The following is a 21,009-nucleotide window of genomic DNA, read 5'->3' as shown; positions in this document are numbered from 1 at the left end:
TCTCAAATGAACGACATTCGTGTTCTCGACCTTGACGAAATTCGCCAACTTGTGGGCTGGGCAGGCGAGGAGGGGTGGAATCCGGGTCACGGTGACGCCGTGCCGTTTCAGGTGGCCGATCCCGACGGCTTTTTCGGCCTCTTTGTCGATGGCCGGATGGTGTCGGCTATTTCGGCTGTTGCCTATGATGATGCGTTTGGTTTCATCGGTCTTTATATCACCCGGCCCGATATGCGCGGCAAAGGCTATGGCGCCAAGGTCTGGGATCACGGCATGGCCTATCTCGGAAATCGCACGATCGGCCTTGATGGTGTGCCGGAGCAGCAGGAAAATTACGGTCGCATGGGCTTTGTCACCGATTACGGGACAGCGCGCTGGAGTGGTATGGTGAAGCCCGGCTGTCTTGCCGAGGCATCCGCCTCTCGATCGTTTGAAACTGATGATTTCGATGCAGTTGTTCAGCTGGATAGAGACTGCTTTATGGCGTCGCGTCGCGATTTCTTGCGGGCCTGGCTGGCGCAGGCTCAGTCGGCAAGGGTCGTGGTCACAGATGGGCGGCTCGTCGGTTTTGGTACAGCGCGCAGATGTATCGATGGCTACAAGGTCGGACCACTTTTTGCCCGCTCTCCGGACATTGCCTGCAGTCTCTTGGGCGGCATTGCTGATGATCTGGCCGGTTCCCGCATTGACATTGACTGCCCGCTTTCTCAGACACGCTTTATTGCAGCGCTGGAAACCGCAGGTCTTTCGCGTGGTTTTGAAACAGCGCGAATGTTTCGTGGTGCGGTACCGGTCATTGATGGCGGTTGTGTTTTTGGCGTAACGAGCCTCGAACTCGGCTGAAAAGTCATCCCTGATCAAATGTGACTGAAGATAAGAAACCAGACCGGCAGGCCCGGTCTGATTCCTCAGTGTGTCTTTACCTGCGTTTCCTCAATGAGAATCGTATTCGTCTTTCCTTTTTCCAATCTCTTTGGATGGCGGGTTTCGTCCGTCGCCGTCTTTTCGGCGTCGGTGGAGCGGTCGTCACCTCCTGGCGACCAGGTGGTTTCATTTATTCTCTTTTATTTGTAAGTATTAACTGGTTTTAACGTCCTGAATCTTCGCATAATTAACAACAACTAATTATGTATACCTGATTCTTTTAGCTATAAGCGCCTCTTTAGACACGGAGGCGTGAAATATGAAAGCTATTGACAGAAACGGCGCAGGCTCGTCCCACAGCCTTGGGAGCCACGTGCCGGCTGCACCGGAGGGTTCAGGCCGCACTTCGGGGCAGAGCGAGCCCAGAACGGAAAATCGTTATCCCGTATCCCGCACGTCCGCTGAAACGACGGCGTCTTCGACGAAGTTGGATGCGTCTACATTTCGGGAAGTGATGCGTTCAGCTTCGCCATCCAAGGTCAAAACCGAGGAATATCTCGCTCGTGCGCACGAGTTTAGAAAGAGCCAGACGAAACTGTGTCCGGAGCGGCGCAAGGAACTCCTCGAAAAAGCAAACGATCTGATACAGGCTCGAATTGGTGCCGCTGGCTCAAAAGACGACGAAGGATATGGAAGTTTAGGGCGTTTGGCGGAGGGGGAAGCTTCGGTCAGTTCGAGTTCCAGCGCCTTTAGTGAGGATTCAGGTCTCGCTGATCAGGTGATCTCGAGCGAAAGCCCGGAGGTTTCCGGGGCTTCTTCTTTGTCGCGAACTAAATCACATTCCGCTCCTGTGTTGAGCCAGACAGCTGCGATGGAGCGGTTGATGCGATGGAGCAGCGCGCGCGATCTGACGAAGGCGACCCGTCTCATGTTCAAGGAGGGCACAAGATGGAGGAGCGAGCTGCAGCATGGGCTTCCACCAAGTGTCAAAGCGATATCGATGCGCAATATTGCGCGGTTGAGGGTCGAGCTTGAAAACGGCATTACCGACGCCAAGGGTAAGCAGACTTTGGTCGGGGCGCCACTATCCGTTGCTGAGCAGGGCTTCATCGAAAGACTGAAAACGATGCCTTTCGTCGCTACACATGCGACCGAAGCACCCGTGGAATATATCGACCCCAGCACGGGCGCGAAATATGTAAAGCTGCTCTCCCGACGGCGGCTCGAGGAGGAGGGTACGCGATTCAGTCGCGAGAATTCAGACAATGATATTCGCCCGTTGGCAACTCATGATTTCGTTTTCTTCTCTGTTGAGCCTGGTAGGGAACCCTCAAAGCCCAGCAGCCGGTTCGGCCGAAATCTCTATGCCTTCGATCTCGATAATCGCTATATCCGCGACAAGGGTTGGATGAGCCTCAATGACATGTTGAAGTTGGAAAAGCGGGACGTGGCAAAGCACATTCCCGAACTTACGGCCGAAGAGTGTGAGCGTTATGCCGCCACCGGCAGGGAATATGTGGCCCGGGATCTGATTTTCTCGGCCAAAGACATGCGGGAAGGGCTTGCTCTTTCGCTGGTCAAGGTCATGCGTCAGGTCCTTTCGGATGAACATCGCAATACGTATCTGAACACAGATGATCCTGGGAAGGTGAATGCACTGGTGAATGGGTTCTTCCGTCCAGAGATCAAGGTCGCCAGTTCCTTTTTCGCGCAGGACTATATCAAGCGCTCAACGGCGATCTCCGGCATGCTTGATGGCAGCGGCAAGATTGACGAGAATGGCCCTGCTGCGGCCCATGAAACACCGGAAGTTTATCAGCCGCTCACGGGTAAAAAGGAGGTGGGTGGCTTTCGCAATATTGGTTCTATGGTCTAGATTGCTCCACGCGGCAAGCGCGCTGCGGCACTTCTGTCGGGCATTTATGTTGGGCAGATCGGCGGAGGTTGCTTACGCAATACCCTGTCAGCCTGTACCCCGCCAAAACGCAAAACCTGTGGGCGGTCTCAAAACTGTCGCAACCTTCCGCTGCCCCAGGTTTTAGCGAAAGATCCTTACTGCTTTGTTAGCGAAATGTAATTTGTTGCGGTTGGAACAGAGAAACTGTGGACCGGTGCGATATCGTCCTGATTTCACGGGTCGAATTTTGCACAAATTTGCGGCAGCGGTTGATTTTTGAACTTTTATCCTTAGTTTGAGCCTCCGTGAGGGTGATTTTTCCTGCCCCACCATTTGTGGCTGCACGTTTTTCGCGCTTCTTGCGCGTCCGCCTGTCTTGGCTTGTGCGCCTTACCTGCCCTTTGGATCGTCGGTGTGGCAGCGTCCCGGCCGGTCTTTTCTTTTAACGCTGCAACATGACTGGAGGGTCTATTAGATGATGAAGCTCATCGCTTCCACCATTCTCGCGACCGGCATGTTTGCGTTTGCCAATACGGCATCTGCAGCCGACAATGCTTGCGGCGACGTGCAGATTGCCGAAATGAACTGGGCTTCGGCCGGCGTCGGTGCCTGGGTCGATAAAATTATTATGGAAAACGGCTATGGTTGCGATGTCACGCTGGTGACGGGTGACACCATGCCGACATTTACATCAATGAATGAAAAGGGCGAGCCGGATGTTGCGCCCGAATTATGGGTTAATGCTGTCAAGAACGCCCTTGATGAAGCTGTTGACGAGGGCCGTCTCGTAATTGCCGCGCCGCTGTTGAGTGATGGTGGTGTTGAAGGCTGGTGGATCCCGAAATATGTTCAGGAAGCCCATCCCGACATCAAGACCGTTGCCGATGCACTGAAGCATCCCGAGCTGTTTCCGGCACCTGAAGATCCCGATGTCGGTGCTGTCTACAACTGCCCGTCGGGCTGGAACTGCCAGATTTCGACCGCCAATCTGTTCCGTGCTTTTGATGCCGAAGACAAGGGCTTCACGCTCGTCGATACCGGCTCTGCCGCGGGTCTCGATGGCTCGATTGCCCGTGCCTACGAGAACAAGGAAGGCTGGCTCGGCTATTACTGGGCGCCGACGAGCATTCTCGGCAAGTATGAGATGGTCAAGCTCGATTTCGGCGTGCCGAATGACAAGAAGGAATGGGACGACTGCACCTCCCAGGCAGACTGCCCGGATCCGAAGATCAATTCCTACCCGGTTTCAGACGTCTACACGGTCGTTACCAAGGATTTCGCGGAAAACAATGCCGTTGCCATGGGCTATCTGAAAACCCGTCAGTGGGACAACCAGACGGTCGGCAAGATCCTCGCATGGATGAGCGACAATCAGGCGTCCAACGAGGATACGGCCTATTACTTCCTCGAAACTTATCCAGACCTCTGGCACAAGTGGGTTTCGGCTGACGTTGCGACCAAGGTTCAGGCCGCGCTTTGAGCGGGGTGCGATGTGATCGACGGGCAGAGTTGCCCGTCGGTTTTCCCGACGCCCGTGTCTTGCAATGACGCGCGGATGCGCCGCGAAGGCGTCCTCGAGTGTCTTGTGTGCCGATATGGCGCAGACATGAATGCTCTCAGCCCGTGATGGATAGAATGAATAATATAAATACAATGAATGGCGTGGGTGCTGTCGCTGCGATGAATGCGGCGACACTTTACCATCTGCGCGCCGCAACAAGCTGGCGGCGCGGAACAGTATTTTGCTGGTCGAGTGAACGCAGGCAGTATGGAGGAGGCGCCGATGGGTCCTGTCTGTAACATTCTGCCCGAAGTTCTGTGTGAGTTTCCCGCCATATCCAACTCCACGATGCGCGCTTTCAAGCGCACCGTTGACGGCAGTTTCAAGGATTTCGTCCGCGCCTATGGCAATGCGATCGACCATGCGACACAGCCGCTGCAGCTTTTCCTGAACTGGCTTCAGGATCTTTTCACTGATTCTCCATGGATTATCGTACTTCTGGTTCTGCTGATCGTCGTGCATCTCGCCGGCCGCGACACGAAGATTACCATTGGCACCGCGATCTCGATGCTGCTGATCGGTATGGTCGGCCTTTGGGAAGATACGATGGTGACACTGGCCATGGTGACGGTCTGTACGTTGATCTCGATCGTAATCGGCATTCCGATCGGTATTTTGATGGCGCGCTCCAGTCGCACCCAGGCTGTCGTCAGTCCGCTGCTTGATATCATGCAGACCATGCCGAGTTTCGTTTACCTGATCCCCGTCGTAATGATTTTCGGCATCGGCAAGGTGCCGGGTCTGATCGCTGTGGTGATCTATGCCATCCCGCCGATTATCCGGCTTACCAATCTCGGTATCCGCCTGGTGGACAAGGAAGTGCTGGAAGCTGCCGATGCCTTTGGTTCCTCGCCGCGCCAGAAGCTCTTCAACGTGCAGATCCCGCTGGCATTGCCAACGATCATGGCTGGTATCAACCAGACCATCATGATGGCACTGGCAATGGTCGTCGTCGCTTCGATGATCGGTGTTGGCGGTCTCGGTAAGAATGTGCTGCAGGCTATTACCAACCAGTTCTTCACCGTCGGCTTCATGAATGGCTTCGCCCTTGTCGGCATTGCGATCATCTTTGATCGTACAAGCCAGGCATTCGGCAAGCGCCTCCAGAAGCATCAGGAGGTGCTGCATGGCTAGTCTTGGGATTGAAATTCGCTATCTTTACAAGATCTTCGGGTCTCATGGTGAGAAATATATCGAAGCCGTGAAAAACGGCATGACCAAGACCGAACTGAATGAGAAACATGCACATGTGCTCGGCCTGAAGGATATCAATATTGATATGCCTGGCGGTGAAATCACAGTGATCATGGGGCTTTCCGGTTCGGGGAAATCGACGCTGATCCGCCATATCAACCGGCTGATCGAACCGACAACCGGCGAGGTCATCTATGACAATGCCGATGTCTGCTCGATGTCTGAAAAGGATCTGCGTGATTTCCGGCGTCACAAAACGGCGATGGTGTTTCAAAAATTTGCCCTTCTGCCGCATCGAACGGTTCTGGAAAACACGCTTTACGGCCTTGAGATTCAGGGTGTTGAGAAGGCAAAGGCGGCGGAAGCCGCGCGGCACTGGATTGACCGGGTTGGTCTTGCCGGCTTTGAGGATCATTATCCCAACCAGCTTTCCGGCGGCATGCAGCAGCGTGTCGGCCTTGCCCGGGCGCTGGCCAATGATGCCGATATCCTGCTGATGGATGAGGCCTATTCGGCGCTGGATCCGCTGATCCGCGTCGATATGCAGACCATGTTGCTGGAACTGCAGGAAGAGCTGAACAAGACCGTGGTTTTCATTACCCACGACCTTGATGAGGCTTTGCGGCTCGGCGACAAGATTGCGATCCTGCGCGACGGCGAGATGGTCCAGCAGGGCACGGGGCAGGAGATAGTGTTGCGTCCGCACGACGATTACATCGCGTCCTTCGTCAAGGAGGTCAATCGTGGCCGCGTTATCCGCGCGGCAACGGTGATGGAGCCTGTGGGTGACCGGGATCTGCCGGCGCTTCAGGTGCTGCGCAACCTGGCACTGGAAGAGGTGGCCCGGCGGATGATGTCGGAAAGTGTCGATATGGCGACTGTTATCGATAAGGCGGGCAAGCCGCTCGGGATTGTCGACCTGCCGGCTGTCGTGCGCGCTATGGTGACGCCAGCCACGAGCGACGCTTGAGGCGGATCTGCCTGCGAAAATACAAGTAATCAATACGGGCGCGGCAGCAATTGCACATGACTGTCGCGCCCGCTATATATTAATCTGCGTCGGAAGAAAGAGCTGCATGGCATGGCTGCCGGATTGGCCGGTTGCTGCAATGTGTGCTCGGTTCAAGACCGATCAGCAAGGCGGACGCCTCTTGATTTCTACGAATCGTTCGCTTCGGTCATGAAACCGCTTCCGGCGCAAATTGTTTTCTCTTTGGTTTCAGGCTGGCAGGCATGGCGGCAAGCGAACCGGCCGCGACGGCCAGCACGGTTTTCATTCTTGGTGGTGCCCGTTCGGGCAAGTCACGGCTTGCTGAGCAATGGGCGAGTGCCCGCAGCGGGCAGCATCACTATATCGCCACGGCGGAGGCCGGTGATGGGGAAATGGCGGCACGGATTGCCCGCCATCGCGCCATGCGCGGATCGCTCTGGCAGACCCATGAGGCGCCATTTGCCCTTGTCGATGTGCTGGCGGAGATAGCGCAGCGCGACGCGCCCGTGGTGCTCGTCGATTGCCTGACGCTCTGGCTTTCCAATCTGATGCTCGCCGATCGCGATGTTGCGGAGGAAAGCCGCAGGCTGGCGGCCTTTGTTGAGACCTGCACCTATCCGCTTTTCATCGTGTCAAACGAAGTCGGGCAGGGGATCGTGCCGGATAATGCGCTGGCGCGGCAATTTCGCGATGAGGCCGGTTTTCTCAATCAGACCATTGCTGCTGTCTCCAGCACCGTGTTTTTTGTTGCTGCTGGCCTGCCGCTAAAGCTCAAGGGCTGAATGAGCATTCACAGGCCGGTAGGGCGCGGTTAGGCTTTGCCAGATGCGGCGAGATCGTGTAGGCCCTTTGACAGGATCGGCGGTTTTGCGCCGAGCGGTATTCGTTTTACAAATCAATCAGGGTTCTACCATGCATAAGGTCATTTTCGACACTGATCCGGGCATCGATGATGCCATGGCGCTGCTCTTTCTCGAGCGTCATCCCGATATCGATCTTCTCGGCGTTTGCAGCGTCTTCGGCAATGCCTCTATCGAGACGACCACGCGCAATGCCCTGTTTTTGAAGCGTGAATGGAAGATTGCTGCACCTGTTGCCAAGGGAGCCGATCGTACTTTTGATGCTTCACGTGCCATGGGTGACTGGCCAGTCGTCGTGCATGGCGTCAATGGCCTCGGTGATATCGACGTGCCGGAAACTGTTGATGTGCCGCTTGATCCGCGTCCGGCGTGGCAGTTCATCATCGAAACGGTTCGTGCCAATCCAGGCGAAGTCGAGATCGTCGCTGTCGGCCGCATGACCAATCTGGCGCTGGCATTGCAGCATGACCCGGAGATTGCCGGCCTTGTCAAACAGGTCGTCATCATGGGCGGGGCTTTTGAGGTCAATGGCAATGTGACGCCGGCAGCCGAGGCCAATATCTGGGGCGACCCGGAAGCCGCCGATGCGGTCTTTACGGCTGGCTGGAAAGTGGTGCTGATCGGCCTCGATGTCACCATGCAGACGGTGATGAGCCGCGCCATGATGCAGGATCTGGCCAAGCGCGGCGGCGCCGATCTGGAACTGCTGGCGAAGATTTCCGATCCCTATATCGACTTCTACAGTCAGATCGTCGACGACGGCATGGTTGTGCATGACTCTTGCGCCTGCGCCTATGTGGTCGCACCGGAACTGTTTGGCCTGCGTGCGGGCTCGGTGCGCGTCGTCTGCGGCGGTATCGCCGATGGTCTGACGCTGCAGGCGCCCTCGAACCGCTTCTTCCCGCCGAGTGCCTGGGATGGTTTCCCGGCACAGGACGTCGCCATGACGATCGAGCCTGAGAAGGTTGTCGACTTCATTGCCGAGACACTGGTTCCGTCGAAGTAACAGTTTGACGGTCCTGCGACCGGTCATGTCTGGATAATCGAAAGGCCGCTTCTGTTTTTCGGAAGGCGGCCTTTTTGTTTGCTTGTCTCAAGATATTTACCATAGGATCACGGTTTTATTGTCGCTGCCTCGTTTATTGGTTAGTTTTTCCTTCTGGGGGAATGATAGATGAGGGATGTCATGCGAAAAATTTTGATTATCGGGGCCGTTTTACTCGGTCTGACCTGCCCTGCACAGGCAGCGCGCAAGTCAGGTGACGATATTTTCCTGCCGGGACAGGTTGTGGCTGCGATCAGTCTTCAGAGCCAGACCATGAAGGTGATTGTCGATGGTCAGGAGACCTATGAATGGCCCGTTTCGACGGGTGCCGGCGGCTATTCGACACCACCGGGAATTTACGGCGCCGAGTGGCTGTCGAAAAATCACCGATCGCGCAAATATAACAATGCGCCAATGCCTTATGCGATTTTCTTCTACCATGGTTACGCCGTTCATGGCACGGATCAGATCTCGCGCCTTGGCCGTCCGGCGTCGCATGGCTGCGTCCGGCTTGACCCGGCCAATGCTGCCATTCTGTTTGATATGGCAAAACAGGTGGGGATAGAGAATATGACAGTGGTGATCGGTGATTAGTGTATAGGGCGAAAAGCGGACGCCGGATTTTCGCTAAACCAATACGTATATCAGGGATTCCGGGGTGCCGGGTGATGTCGCCTGATCGCCCGATGCTCCGAGCGGAATGACGCGAGGGCCAGCATGGCGGATTTTGGCAGGGTTACCTGCAAAAGATCAACTGAGGGCGCCGATCTGCTGGAAACAGATCGGTAATCAGGCTTGAAAAAAGCGGACTGCTGCCTCAGTCGTTACCTGCAGCCTCGTTCAGCGCCTCGATATCCGGCACAATGACGTGGCGGTTGTTTTCGATCAGGATGACCCGTTCCTTGCGCAGCTTGGTCATCTGACGGCTGACAGTCTCGATGGTGAGGCCGAGGAAGTCGGCGATATCGGCACGCGACAGCGGCAATTCGAATTCGCAGCCATCATCAGCTTCGGGGTCAACATGGGTCGCGATCAGATGCAGGAAGGATGCGACCTTTTCGCGCGCCGTCTTGCGGCCGAGCGTCAGCATCCAGTCGCGCGCCTCGTCCAGCTCTTTCAGCGACTGGTCGTAGAGCTGGTGCTCAAGATCCGGAGTTTCGGAAATCATCCGCTCAATGACGGCGCGGGGGAAGGCGCAGATTTCCGTTTCCGTCGCTGCTTCCGCCGTCAGCGCGCTTTCCCGCGAGAAGGGGCGGCCGAGGAAATCCGGTGCAAACTGAAGGCCAACTATTTGCTGGCGGCCGTCCGCCATCATCTTGGACAATTTGACGACGCCGCGCAGAATGTTGGAATAATTGGTGACATTCTCACCCTGACCGACGACTTCAGTGCCAATATCGATCGAACGGCGGGTCGAATGCTTGTTGAGCTCCACCAGCTGCGTAGAGTTCAGAACAGAGCAAATTCCGCCGTGACGGGCTTCGCACGCGCGGCACACGCGCGGCATGACATTGTCATCAGTTTCTTTCAGCAATTTCTCTTCCATTCTGGACCCGCTCAATGTTCGCCCGGAACAAGCAAAATGCAGTAACCGCAGGAACCGAAACATGCAAGGGTTTCAGCGGTTTTGTGATCGTTGCGAACGTCGCTTCCTTATATTTTGACTAATGTCAAAGCTTGTCAACGGGCAAGGCGCTATCGCAGATGCTGACAAAGCGCAATGCGAAAAGGGAGATGTCATGTCAGGTGACAAGCATTTGCTGGCAAAATTCAGCGCGCCGGTACCCCGCTACACCAGCTATCCTACCGCGCCGCACTTTCATCCTGGTATTGACGCGAACACGGTGAAGGGCTGGATCGGAGCGCTGAAGGCGGGGCAGTCCCTGTCGCTCTATCTTCATATTCCCTATTGTGACCGGCTGTGCTGGTTCTGTGCATGTCACACCAAACATACGCTTAAATATGAGCCTATAACTCAGTATATTCAAGCCCTGCATCAGGAGATCGAAACCGTCGGTCATCTGGTGCCCGAGGGCGTGCGGGTCACTGCGGTCCATTGGGGCGGGGGGTCGCCGACCATGCTGCGCCCGGATGATATGAGGATGGTGATGGGCTGGCTGAGGGCCGCCTTTGACTTTGCCGATGATGCCGAAATCAGTGTCGAGATGGATCCCAATGACCTTGATGAAGCGCGCTATGACGCGCTGGCCGATATCGGTGTGACCCGCGCAAGCCTCGGTGTGCAGGATTTTGAGCCGAAGGTGCAGGAGACCATCAACCGGGTTCAGACATTTGATCAGACGCGGGCGGTGGTGGAGGCGATGCGTGTGCGGGGCGTGCGCTCGGTCAATTGCGATCTGCTCTACGGGCTTCCCTTTCAGACGGCCGGCACGCTCCGTCACACGGTGGAGCGTATTCTTGAACTCAAGCCTGACCGGATCGCGCTTTTCGGTTATGCCCATGTGCCGTGGATGAAGAAACACCAGAAGCTGATTCCCGAAGATGCATTGCCCGGTAGCGAAGAGCGTTTCGACCAGATGACACTGGCTGGTGAAATGCTCATTGCTGCAGGCTATCAGGCAATCGGTATCGATCATTTCGCGCTGGATGCGGATGGACTGGCTGAGGCGGTGCGCCATGGAAGGCTGAGGCGCAATTTTCAGGGCTACACGGATGATGCCGCCGATGCGCTGATCGGGCTTGGCGCATCTTCCATCAGCGAATTGCCGCAGGGCTACTGGCAGAATATGCCCGCCACCGGCGAATATCAGCGGATGGTCGAGAAGGGAGATCTTGCCGTGGTGCGCGGGATCGCGCTTACCGAAGAGGACCGGATGCGGGCACAGGTGATCGAGCGGATCATGTGCGGCTTCGGCTTTTCGGTTTGCGAACTCAGGCGTCGTTACGGGGCAATGGCTGAAACCATTCTGGAAGAAGCCCGGGCTTTTGCTGTCAAAAATCCCGAGGTTGCGCTATATGATACTTTCGGCTTCCGGCTCAAAAATGCTGCATATCCCTTCGCGCGCTCTGTTGCTGCGAATTTCGATACCTATCTAGGTGGTGGACGGGGCCGGCATTCGGCGGCTGTATGAGGCAGCTGTCGAAAAATCGACTTCCGATGCCCCCTAGCCATTGGCATTTTCGCAATCTTTGCCTATGAGGGGGCTAACTGTCTTATTATGAGGTATGGGCGTGAGCGCTACATTTGACAAAGTTGCCGATATCATTGCTGAAACCAGCGAGATTGAACGGGAAAAGATCACCCCGGAAAGCAATACGATTGATGACCTGGGAATCGATAGCCTCGATTTCCTCGATATCGTTTTTGCCATCGACAAGGAATTCGGTATCAAGATTCCGCTTGAGAAGTGGACACAGGAAGTCAACGAAGGCAAGGTTGCCGCGGATGAGTACTTCATTTTGAAGAATCTCTGCGCCAAGATCGACGCATTGCGCGCTGCCAAGGAAGCCTGATTGCGGCCGGGCGCTGGGGAGGCTTCGGTTTCCACTCTTTGATGCGCCCGGTTGTTCCTGTTTACGCATCGGTTCGTCCTTTTGTTTCCAGACAGCTGCCGCCGATGCGCATATCCGATCGGTGGAGGATGTGATGCTGCTGGAATATTTCCAGATGATCGACCGGGTTGAAACCGTGGATCTGGCGCGCGGCCAGTTGACCGCGCGCTCGGTGGTGCCGGAAAAAAGCACGGTCTTTGAAGGTCACTTTCCTGGCATGCCGCTTGTGCCGGGGGTGCTGCTGATCGAAACGATGGCCCAGGCTTCGGGAATGCTGCTGCTCGGGGTGAATAATTGCGCCGCCATGCCGTTCCTGATGATGGTCGACAGTGCCAAGATGCGAACCTTTGTCGAGCCCCGCGCCGTCCTGGAAATCGAGGCGCAGTTGGAGCATGAAGGCTCGGGCTTTGCTGTGACAAAGGCCAAAATACGCTCGGATGGCAAGGCCATCTGTGATGCGCAGCTGAAATTCAGAACCCTTTCTTTTGCCGACAACGACCTTGCCCCCATTGTGCGCGGGCGCGCCGAGGAGATCGGACTGTTTGCGGCAATTGAAAAAAGCAAATCTGCAGGGGAGGCCTAAATGAAGAAATCTCCGAATGATGTCGTCGTTACCGGCATCGGTCTGGTCACAAGCTTTGGCGCCGGTTGCGCGCCGCATATTGCGATTTTGCGCGGTGGTGAAGCGCCAGAGCCCGTCATCAACAGTGAAACCTGTGCGCCTTATCCGGTGCATCCTTTGCCCGAGATTGACTGGAAGGACCAGATTCCACGCCGCGGTGATCAGCGGCAGATGGAAAACTGGCAACGTCTCGGTGTTTATGCCGCTGGTCTGGCGCTTGACGATGCCGGTGTGAAAGAAGACGAGGCGATCCTCTCGACGATGGACATGATCGTTGCGGCCGGTGGCGGCGAGCGCGATATTGCCGTTGATACGCTGATCGCCAATGAAGCGCTGAAGCGCAATGATCGCGAAGTGCTGCTGAACGAGAAGCTGACCACGGAGCTGAGGCCGACGCTGTTTCTGGCCCAGCTTGCCAATCTGGTGGCGGGTAATATTTCCATTGTTCACAAGGTGACGGGGTCCTCCCGCACCTTCATGGGCGAGGAGGGGGCTGGTGTCTCGGCTGTTGCCACGGCCTATGCCCGCATCCTTGCCGGTCAATCGACCCACACGCTGGTGGGAGCGTCCTTCATTGCCGAGCGTCGCGATATCATGCTGATGCTCGAATCGGTCCGCGCCCTGCGTCCCGACAGCTGGGAGCCGCTTTGGCAGCGTGGCGATGATGCTGAAGGCGGTATGATCATGGGGACGGCAGGCGCGTTTCTGGTGCTCGAATCGCGCCAGTTTGCCGAAGCCCGCGGTGCGCGGATCTATGCGGTGATGAGCGGTGTCGAAGGCGATCGCGGCAAGCGCGATGAAGGCAGGCTTGAAAGCCGTCTGGAGCGCATGTTCAAGGATGCCGGATTTACGGGTGATGAGGCGGGCGATATGATTTTCTCCGGGGCGACCGGTCGCAATGGCCTGACACTTCGCGAGGCAGATTTCCTGGCAAAGACATTTCCTGATGCGGGCCTCCGCGGCTATTGCGGTCTGACAGGGGCTTCGCTCGAGGCTCAGTTCACCACCGGGCTTGCCCTGGCGGCGCTGGCGATCAGCGAAAAGGCTTCTGTGCCGGTATTTGACACTGCCCGGGAGAAACCGGCGCAATCGGCATCGCGGATTGCTGTCACTGCCGTTGGCCATCATCGCGGCGAAGGCGTCGCGGTGCTTGAAGCGGATGAATGAGAGAAAGGGCTGAAGATGAGCAAGACCTATACGGATCACCTCGGACGCCCGCTTGTCGCCGTGACGGGCATGGGCGTTGTCACCTCGCTTGGTCGCGGGCTTGCCGATAACTGGGCGAAGTTGACGGCTGGCGTTTCCGGCATTCACACCGTCACACGCTTTCCGATTGATCAGCTATCAACACGGATCGCCGGTACGGTGGATTTCATCCCGTCCGAGCCGAATTCGGTTGCCCGGTCCTATGCCTTTGCTGAGGCGACGGTTGAGGAGGCGCTGGCGCAGGCAGGCCTGTCCGGCGATTTCGATGCGCCGCTGTTTCTGGCGGCACCGCCAGTCGAGCCCGAGTGGTCCATGCGTTTTGATCTCGCCGACCGTGCAGGCGCGGCTGAGGGCGATGAGGACATCTATGTCCGCTTTCTTGCCGCCATGCGTGCGCAGCCTGATCCGGCTTTTCATGAGGCCGTGATGTTCGGTTCGATCTCGGAACGCCTTGCCGATAAATTCGGCACGCGCGGGCTGCCGGTTACCACGTCGACGGCCTGCGCATCGGGTGCCACAGCGATCCAGCTAGGTGTCGAGGCGATCCGTCAGGGGCGCACCGACCGGGCGCTGACCGTTGCTACGGATGGTTCTGTCAGTGCCGAGGCGCTGGTGCGCTTTTCACTGCTGTCTGCGCTTTCGACCCAGAATGATCCGCCTGAAAAAGCCTCCAAGCCGTTCAGCAAGGATCGTGATGGCTTCGTGATCGCCGAAGGCGCCGCTGCTCTGGTGCTGGAATCGCTGAGTTCGGCCGTTGCCCGTGGCGCTCCGGTTCTCGGCTTGATCAAGGGCTGTGGCGAGAAGGCTGATCATTTTCATCGCACACGGTCGTCACCCGATGGCGGACCGGCGATTGCGACGATCCGTGCAGCCCTTGCCGATGCCGGACTTGGCATTGACGAGATCGGCTATATCAACGCACACGGCACATCGACACCGGAAAATGACAAGATGGAATATGGTGCGCTCAGCGCCGTTTTCGGTGATCAGTTGAAATCGATCCCGCTATCGTCCAACAAATCGATGATCGGCCACACGCTGACGGCAGCCGGTGCGGTTGAAGCGGTGTTTTCGCTCCAGTCGATGCTGACGGGTGTGTTGCCGCCGACCATCAATTATGTGAACCCTGATCCGACGATCGATCTGGATGTCATCCCGAATGCGAAGCGGGCCTGCCAGGTTTCGTCGGTTCTTTCGAACTCATTTGGCTTTGGCGGGCAGAATGCCTGCGTCGTGATGACACGCGAACCGTCTTGACCTTCGACGCCGTTCGACCAATAAGGCTGTAAACATGAAGTGAACGGCCTTTGGACCGAGGAATATGCCATGCGCGCTCTACAGCTCATTGACGACAAGACCATCGAGATCCGCGATGTGGCCGAACCGGCCGCACCGGCGCCGGGCGAGGTGACGCTCAGGATCCAGGCGGTTGCGCTCAACCATATCGACGTCTGGGGTTGGCGTGGCATGGCCTTTGCCAAACGGAAACTGCCGATGACGGTCGGGGCTGAGGCATCGGGCGTTGTCGAGGCGATCGGCCCCGGCGTTGCCAATGTGCTGCCCGGCGATCTTGTTTCGATCTATGGCGCACGGGTTTGCGGTCACTGCAAGGCCTGTCGCGAGGGCCGCGATAATCTCTGCGAACATGTTTCAGGCGTTCACGGCTTTCATATTGATGGTTTTGCGCAGGACCTGATCAATGTTCCGGCGCGCCAGCTGGTGGTCGCGCCGCCCGGCGTTGATGCGATTGCAGCGGCGCTTGCGCCGGTCACTTTCGGTACGGTGGAGCACATGCTGTTCGACAATGCCAAGCTTCAGCCCGGTGAGACTATTCTGGTTCATGCCGGTGGTTCGGGTATCGGTTCGGCGGCAATCCAGCTGGCCAAGAAAATGGGCTGTACGGTGATCACCACCGTCGGCTCTGAAGACAAGATGGAAAAGGCCAAGGCGCTTGGTGCGGATCACGTGATCAATTATCGCGAGGACCGGTTTGAGGGTGTTGTCCGCAAGCTGACCAAGAAGAAGGGCGTCGACGTGGTTTTTGAGCATGTTGGCGTGGATACCTGGGCGGGGTCGATGCTGTCGATGAAGCGGGGCGGCCGTCTGGTCACCTGCGGGTCGACTTCCGGCGTCTCCACCAGTGTCAATCTAATGATGCTGTTCCAGCAGCAGTTGAAATTCTTTGGATCCTTCGGCTGCCGGATGGAAAACATGGCCGATGCCATGGAGAAGATGGCGCGCGGTATCGTCCATCCGGTCATCGATACGATCGTTCCATTTGATGGTATCGATACGGCGCTTGAGCGGATGGAATCGCGTCAGGTTTTCGGCAAGATCCTGCTGAAGGTGGATCCTTCGCTGTGAAATCACTGCTTACCCGTCTGGTCATGAAAGCGCGGCAGGCCCGTCAATGGGTTCCCGCGCAGTTCGTGTTTCTTGTGCTGACCACGTTCAAGCTGTTTCCTGCCGATGCCTCAATCCGCTTTGCCGACCGTTTCATGCGCTGGTTCGGTCCTAAATTCAGCCGTCACAATCTGATTCTGACCAATCTCAGGCAGGCCTTCCCTGAGAAAAGCGAAGCAGAGATTGAAAAGATTGCCATTGCCAGCTGGGGGCATATCGGCCGGCTGGCTGCCGAATATGTGTTCCTAGACGAGATCTTCGATTTCGACCCGGAAAACCCGGATGCTGGCCGGATTGAAGTGGAAGGGGTTGCGCTTTTCAAAGCGCTGCTCGAACGGCAGAAGCCCTTTATCGTCTTTACCGCTCATACCGGCAATTTCGAGCTTCTTCCGGTTGGGTCAGCGGCTTTCGGGCTTCAGGTCTCGGTGTTGTTTCGCCCGCCGAACAATCCCTATATCGGTGAAAAAGTGTTCAGGTTCCGCCGCAAGCGTATGGGCGAGCTTGTGCCGTCTCATGCCGGATCCTCCTTCGCGCTGGCCAGCGCGCTTGATGCCGGCAAGGGGGTCGGTGTTCTGGTCGACCAGAAATTCCGCAAGGGGACGCCGACATCTTTCTTCGGTCAGGAAGTGCGGACCAACCCGCTGCTTGCCAAGCTTGCACGGCAGTATGACTGTCCGATCTATCCGGCGCGCTGCATTCGCCTCGCCGATAACCGCTTCAGACTGGTTCTGGAGCCGGAGATCGCTCTGCCACGCAACGAAAAAGGCGTTATTGATGTGACGGCGACATCGCAGTTGCTGAATGACAAGGTCGAGAGCTGGGTGCGTGAATATCCCGAACAGTGGCTGTGGTACCATGATCGCTGGGATCGCAAGCGGCAGATGAATGGATAGTTCAGGCTGCGGGGTGGCTGGCGCCTGATCTGACCGGAGTGAAACGATGGTCGGTGATATCATTAAGCAAAAACAATGAAATAGGGCGCTTTTCGATCTGATTCAGTCAGATCGAAAAGCGCCCTGATGTCACCCCGGTGATCCTGCAATCACCCGGGTATTCTTCGTTCATGAAAGCGGTCGCTCCATGGCTGCCATATAGTCTTCCTCGAAGACCATATGGCGTCGCAATGCGCCGAAAAGACCACGCAGCATATAGCCGACCGCTTCGACATTCACCGTGGTTCCGATGGACAGTTTGCGCAATACATCGGTCACTTCTTCGGCAAAACAGAGGTCCTCGAAATGTTCATATTCGAGGCGGCTCAGCGTCTCCAGAACTTTTTCTCGGCCATTGGCCTTGCGCCGCAATTGCGGATAGATGTTGTTTTCCTCGCGCTCATGTGCCCGCCTGAGGGTTGCGACGAGGTTTTGGGACAGCAGGTCACAGGACCGGCGGTCAATACTGGCGGGTAATGAATCCGCAACAGCTTCCAGTGCATCACAGAGACTCTCGATAGAGCCGTGAGTGGACTGCAGCTCGTCAGCCAGCGACGCATTTTCAACCATTGGCTGGACCAAAGCCGCCTCCTTTTCCGCAGTTTTGATGGTGACGGCCTCCATCTCTTATCCCTCCCGACGTTGAATCGGCCGATATGGTCTTATTTGATCCCATCAGGCCCACGCTTCATTGACTTAAGTCAAGATAGAGTGACGCGCCTGTCAGGTTCGCGCTATCACGCGACATGTGCGTGGATCTTGAGGTTTATGCGCGGCGCTTTCTCGCACGAAGGGAAAAGCATGTGATGGAGGCGGTCGATATTTCGAAAAGCATGTCATGCCGATGCCGCCGCGGCTCCTGCTTTTGGCGTTTTCCAAATCACGCATAAAGCAGAGAGGGGGCATTTCCACCGCAGGCTGTCAGCCGTTTTTGGCGTTTGAATCAAGAGCGAGCCGGCGTCCAAAGACATAGGAACGCCGGGCTTCCGGCGCTGCGATAATGAACAGCACAACCGCCACGGCGACGAAGACCCAGGCTCCGACGACGCCATAGGCAAAGGCACCGGCAACGCCTCCGGCAAGAAAGGCAAGAATAGTCGCTGCGTGAAGCTTGAAGCGAGAAACTACAACACTTCTCCGGTCGTTATCCCTGGCACCAGCCAGCAGGACCGCGATTTCGATGCCAATATCCGTTGCGATGCCGGAAACATGGGTGGTACGGACGCGCGCGCCGGAAATTCTTGTTGTTGCGGCGTTTTGAAGTCCCATGATGAAGCTGAGGCTCAACACCATGATGGACCCGGTTACCGGGCGTGGAAACAGCAGCTCGGCGATCGCCAGAAAAGCGAGGAGGCCGGATTCCAGCAAGATGGAGTAGGCATAGATGCCATGGATTTGCTTCTTGCGGCCGAACTCAATCAACAGCGCGGATGTGAAGGAGCCGAAGATATAGAAGGCGACCAGGCAGACCAGCCAGAAAGCAAGCCAGGGAAGTCCCTGTGCCAGCTCATCAGACAGCACCGAGACATTGCCAGTCATATTGGCCGAGAAATAGCCAAGCGAACGAAAGCCGGCGGCATTGATGGCTCCAGCGACAGCCGCCAGGCAGATGGCGAGGCGCAGATCAATGGCGATGGTTCGATCATCTCCGACATGTATCAGCATAATGGGTCCGGTTTTGCTGCGGTTGGGCTAATGCCTTAGAGCATGCCGTCACGTTGCGAAAAATGATAGACCGCAAATAGTGGAAGCAGGTCAGATATGTCGAATTTGCAGTTGTGCGCAGCGCATTATGACTTCAGCCGCACCAGATTGCGCCCGGCATGCTTTGCTGCATACAGCGCTTCGTCGGCCGAAGCGACAATTTCCGGATGGCTCGTGGCTGGTCCGTAAAAGGCGACACCGACACTTACCGTCGCTGGTTTGTGATCGCCATTCGGCAGAATGACGCCATGATTTTCAACAGCGGCGCGGACGCGTTCGCCGATCAGAAGCCCCCCGTCGACACGCGTATTCGGCAGAATGACGGCGAATTCTTCGCCACCATAACGAAAGACCCTGTCCTCTTCACGCACGGCGGAGGCAATGTGTCCGGCAATCTGGCGCAACGCTTCGTCACCACCAAGGTGGCCATAGGAGTCATTGAAGAGCTTGAAATGGTCAATGTCGATCATCAGAAGCCCGAAATGCTTGCCGCCTTCCCGGGCAAGAGTAAGGTAGCTGGAAAGAACCTCATCGAAATCCAGTCGATTGCGCAATCCCGTCAGACCATCGGTATGCGCGGCTGTGGCCAGGGCTTCCTCGTTGCGCTTGATCTGCCGGGTCATCGAATTGAAGGCATTGGCAACAGAAGCCAGTTCAGGCGGTACACGGACATCAATATCGCCCTTGCGCTCGCCGTTGGCCATGCGCATGGCGCCCTCGACCAGCTTGTCGGTACTGGCGATAAGTGCACGGTCGATCACATATATGCCCGCAATTGCGAAGAAGATGGCAAGTGCGATCGCGATAGCGGCGAAGATCTCCATCTGCCGCATTGCTTCGAGTGCGCGTTCATGGCTTTCTTCATTTTGCAGCCGCATGGTTTCAGCGATCGTGCCGATACGTTTGGCCGATTCCGAGATGACGCCTTCAAAGCGCTGCAATTCCGGTGACGCACGGTCTATGTCCCCAGGCTGAACTTTACTGGCTGCACTGAGAAGAGCGGCCCATTGCTGCTCTACGCTCTGCATGATCGGTGCGAAGGAAGCATATTCCTTTGTTGCCGATTCCATTTCAGCCAGTTGGACAGAGACCTGGCGTTCGCTGGTTTCAAAGGAGGTGCGGTAGGATTCAGCGCCGCTTTCAGAAAAATCGGTAACGGAGACATTCAGATCCCACAGCTCGTCCTGCATGCGCTCCAGAGCGACGAGAATGCGGTGCTGATTGTGCAGGACATCGCGAAAGGGCGTGGCGATGGTGCGGTCATAGGTGGTGTAGCCGTATATGGCGATCGCAAACAGAGGCAGAAGCGCAAGCATGAAGCCAACCGCCAGCCACGCACGCAGCGAAAATCCGCGAAACCAGCGTGAAAATTGCCCTGTCTCCCCTTCTGCACTCACGATGCTTGTTCCTCTCCGCCGCCGGATGATCAGTCCGTCAAGGCGCTCATGTTTGAAAGGTGCACGGCAGGTTTTGTAAAGGCTTCGTATTCCTGCCAGCGTCGCAGAGCATAGTCACGGCAGAAGGTGCTTCAACCAACTGAGGGTGGTTCAATCACGTTACAATATCATGTAACTTTTACTGGGAGTTGTATCTGTGCTCGTGTCAATAGATCTGCTTTGTTGACGAAAGTAATTTGTAAACAATTGCTTACCTATTAATGGAAACTTGTGGTCTTTCGAATGACCCAGGAATAGCTGTTGGTAACAACATGCACAGGTTTGGCCAGCGCTGCGCTGATGGTTTCGTTCGAAGGCAGTGTGGCCCGGATTGACGTCAGCAACCCCTCGGCGAAATTGCGCAGCATGGCGATAGAGCCGAGCGGCGGCTCGTCTGTGCTGTCCGTTGACGGTGATGTGGCGACCGGGGATTGATCCGGCATGGCGCCGGCCAGCATTTGCGGTGGCTTGTCAGGATCCTGGCAGACGGCAATCACGGTCGGGTAGTCTGCCTTGTCATAGCGGGCCAGCGACGTTTCGAGAGCGGCATCACATTGGGCAACCGTTTCATAGCGCGTGGCTGCGGTGTCGACATATTCGCACTGGGTCAGGCTATCGTCGCAGCCGAAAATCGTCATCATGATCAGCATGGCCTGCATGAAACCGCCTCGCTCTGTTTCTGGTTTTACATGTAGTCAAGAAAAACATGCAATTCGCATCACCACCGAATGGCGCCTCAATCGTTACCTTTTCAGGAAGGAGAGCGGCGAAATTGAGGCTA

Annotated in this window: 20 protein-coding genes; 15 read left to right on the top strand and 5 right to left on the bottom strand. The window is 56.4% G+C overall.

Annotated elements, in window-relative coordinates; all coding sequences use genetic code 11:
- The first annotated feature begins 6 nt into the window (after positions 1–6).
- The 8 genes from FJU08_RS01955 (at position 7) to FJU08_RS01920 (ending at position 9,006) form a co-directional block, all read left to right on the top strand.
- On the top strand, positions 7–843 hold the full coding sequence (locus FJU08_RS01955) for a GNAT family N-acetyltransferase (protein ID WP_141147286.1): 837 nt from the start codon (positions 7–9) through the stop codon (positions 841–843).
- Positions 844–1,183: 340 nt separating this feature from the next.
- Positions 1,184–2,740 carry a hypothetical protein gene (locus FJU08_RS01950; protein ID WP_141147285.1) on the top strand — a complete coding sequence of 519 codons (1,557 nt, stop codon included), beginning with the start codon at positions 1,184–1,186 and terminating at the stop codon, positions 2,738–2,740.
- Between the two features lie 496 nt (positions 2,741–3,236).
- Positions 3,237–4,241: an ABC transporter substrate-binding protein gene (locus FJU08_RS01945; protein ID WP_141147284.1), complete on the top strand. Its 1,005-nt coding sequence runs from the start codon at positions 3,237–3,239 to the stop codon at positions 4,239–4,241.
- Positions 4,242–4,544: 303 nt separating this feature from the next.
- On the top strand, positions 4,545–5,456 hold the full coding sequence (locus FJU08_RS01940) for an ABC transporter permease (RefSeq protein WP_141147283.1): 912 nt from the start codon (positions 4,545–4,547) through the stop codon (positions 5,454–5,456).
- Positions 5,449–6,486, top strand: a complete 1,038-nt coding sequence (locus tag FJU08_RS01935) for a quaternary amine ABC transporter ATP-binding protein (RefSeq protein WP_141147282.1) — start codon at positions 5,449–5,451, stop codon at positions 6,484–6,486. Before FJU08_RS01940 ends, FJU08_RS01935 begins: the two co-directional genes overlap by 8 nt.
- Positions 6,487–6,749: 263 nt before the next feature.
- A complete protein-coding gene (gene cobU, locus FJU08_RS01930) occupies positions 6,750–7,289 on the top strand; it encodes a bifunctional adenosylcobinamide kinase/adenosylcobinamide-phosphate guanylyltransferase (RefSeq protein ID WP_141147281.1) in 540 nt (179 codons plus the stop codon).
- A gap of 130 nt (positions 7,290–7,419) precedes the next feature.
- On the top strand, positions 7,420–8,373 hold the full coding sequence (locus tag FJU08_RS01925) for a nucleoside hydrolase (protein WP_141147280.1): 954 nt from the start codon (positions 7,420–7,422) through the stop codon (positions 8,371–8,373).
- A 180-nt stretch (positions 8,374–8,553) separates the two neighbouring features.
- Positions 8,554–9,006: a L,D-transpeptidase gene (locus FJU08_RS01920; protein ID WP_141147279.1), complete on the top strand. Its 453-nt coding sequence runs from the start codon at positions 8,554–8,556 to the stop codon at positions 9,004–9,006.
- Positions 9,007–9,229: 223 nt separating this feature from the next.
- On the opposite strand, the gene FJU08_RS01915 is transcribed toward FJU08_RS01920, so the two are convergent.
- A complete protein-coding gene (locus tag FJU08_RS01915; RefSeq protein ID WP_141147278.1) occupies positions 9,230–9,958 on the bottom strand; it encodes a Crp/Fnr family transcriptional regulator in 729 nt (242 codons plus the stop codon).
- A 193-nt stretch (positions 9,959–10,151) separates the two neighbouring features.
- On the opposite strand from FJU08_RS01915, the gene hemN reads away from it, so the two are divergent.
- The 7 genes from hemN (at position 10,152) to FJU08_RS01880 (ending at position 17,049) form a co-directional block, all read left to right on the top strand.
- The gene (hemN, locus tag FJU08_RS01910; RefSeq protein ID WP_141147277.1) at positions 10,152–11,504 is read left to right on the top strand and encodes an oxygen-independent coproporphyrinogen III oxidase; all 1,353 of its coding nucleotides are present in this window, start codon (positions 10,152–10,154) and stop codon (positions 11,502–11,504) included.
- A gap of 94 nt (positions 11,505–11,598) precedes the next feature.
- The gene (locus FJU08_RS01905) at positions 11,599–11,886 is read left to right on the top strand and encodes an acyl carrier protein (protein WP_141147276.1); all 288 of its coding nucleotides are present in this window, start codon (positions 11,599–11,601) and stop codon (positions 11,884–11,886) included.
- Positions 11,887–12,019: 133 nt separating this feature from the next.
- Entirely contained in the window at positions 12,020–12,508 is a 489-nt protein-coding gene (locus tag FJU08_RS01900; protein ID WP_141147275.1) for a 3-hydroxyacyl-ACP dehydratase FabZ family protein, read from the top strand.
- Positions 12,509–13,714 carry a beta-ketoacyl-ACP synthase gene (locus FJU08_RS01895; RefSeq protein ID WP_141147274.1) on the top strand — a complete coding sequence of 402 codons (1,206 nt, stop codon included), beginning with the start codon at positions 12,509–12,511 and terminating at the stop codon, positions 13,712–13,714.
- 15 nt (positions 13,715–13,729) lie between these two features.
- Entirely contained in the window at positions 13,730–15,010 is a 1,281-nt protein-coding gene (locus FJU08_RS01890; protein ID WP_141147273.1) for a beta-ketoacyl-ACP synthase, read from the top strand.
- Between the two features lie 69 nt (positions 15,011–15,079).
- On the top strand, positions 15,080–16,117 hold the full coding sequence (locus FJU08_RS01885; protein ID WP_141147272.1) for a zinc-binding dehydrogenase: 1,038 nt from the start codon (positions 15,080–15,082) through the stop codon (positions 16,115–16,117).
- 23 nt (positions 16,118–16,140) lie between these two features.
- On the top strand, positions 16,141–17,049 hold the full coding sequence (locus tag FJU08_RS01880) for a lipid A biosynthesis lauroyl acyltransferase (protein ID WP_235890564.1): 909 nt from the start codon (positions 16,141–16,143) through the stop codon (positions 17,047–17,049).
- 168 nt (positions 17,050–17,217) lie between these two features.
- On the opposite strand, the gene FJU08_RS01875 is transcribed toward FJU08_RS01880, so the two are convergent.
- From FJU08_RS01875 to FJU08_RS01860, 4 genes are all read right to left on the bottom strand, one after another.
- Positions 17,218–17,712: a hemerythrin domain-containing protein gene (locus FJU08_RS01875; RefSeq protein WP_141147270.1), complete on the bottom strand. Its 495-nt coding sequence runs from the start codon at positions 17,710–17,712 to the stop codon at positions 17,218–17,220.
- A 297-nt stretch (positions 17,713–18,009) separates the two neighbouring features.
- Positions 18,010–18,753 carry a YoaK family protein gene (locus tag FJU08_RS01870; RefSeq protein ID WP_141147269.1) on the bottom strand — a complete coding sequence of 248 codons (744 nt, stop codon included), beginning with the start codon at positions 18,751–18,753 and terminating at the stop codon, positions 18,010–18,012.
- 125 nt (positions 18,754–18,878) lie between these two features.
- A complete protein-coding gene (locus tag FJU08_RS01865; RefSeq protein ID WP_141147268.1) occupies positions 18,879–20,189 on the bottom strand; it encodes a GGDEF domain-containing protein in 1,311 nt (436 codons plus the stop codon).
- 257 nt (positions 20,190–20,446) lie between these two features.
- Positions 20,447–20,887 carry a hypothetical protein gene (locus FJU08_RS01860; RefSeq protein ID WP_141147267.1) on the bottom strand — a complete coding sequence of 147 codons (441 nt, stop codon included), beginning with the start codon at positions 20,885–20,887 and terminating at the stop codon, positions 20,447–20,449.
- Positions 20,888–21,009 lie beyond the last annotated feature (122 nt).

It is taken from the genome of Martelella alba, assembly GCF_006516955.1.
In the GTDB taxonomy this organism is placed as follows: Bacteria; Pseudomonadota; Alphaproteobacteria; order Rhizobiales; family Rhizobiaceae; genus Martelella; species Martelella alba.
The sequence above is the reverse complement of the archived record's forward strand: the minus strand, read 5'-3'. Positions and strand labels throughout refer to the sequence as shown.